This is a genomic window from Pseudomonas asplenii, from assembly GCF_001293465.1.
Classification (GTDB): Bacteria; Pseudomonadota; Gammaproteobacteria; order Pseudomonadales; family Pseudomonadaceae; genus Aquipseudomonas; species Aquipseudomonas fuscovaginae_B.
In genome coordinates this window covers 8,673-8,873 of record NZ_JSYZ01000042.1, presented here as the reverse complement: position 1 = coordinate 8,873, position 201 = coordinate 8,673, and the positions used below count along the sequence as shown (strand labels likewise).

The window sequence follows — 201 nt, the reverse complement described above, 5'->3', positions numbered from 1 at the left end:
GCGTAGCCGTTGTTGATCACCAAACGAGTGATGGCCCGGTGCGGCACCAGCACGCCTTTCGGGGTGCCGGTGGAACCGGAGGTGTACATGATGTACGCCACGCTTTCGCTGGATAGCTCGAGCGCCAAGTCGCTCGGGTCCAGGCGCGACAGGTCCAGGAGGTCCAGTTCCACCCGCTCTGCCGAGGTCGCCAGCGACACC

1 protein-coding gene is annotated in these 201 nt (G+C 65.2%); it reads right to left on the bottom strand.

The features are described from left to right. On the bottom strand, positions 1-201 hold a 201-nt coding region (locus tag PF66_RS33605), incomplete at both ends, for an AMP-binding protein (RefSeq protein ID WP_275044514.1).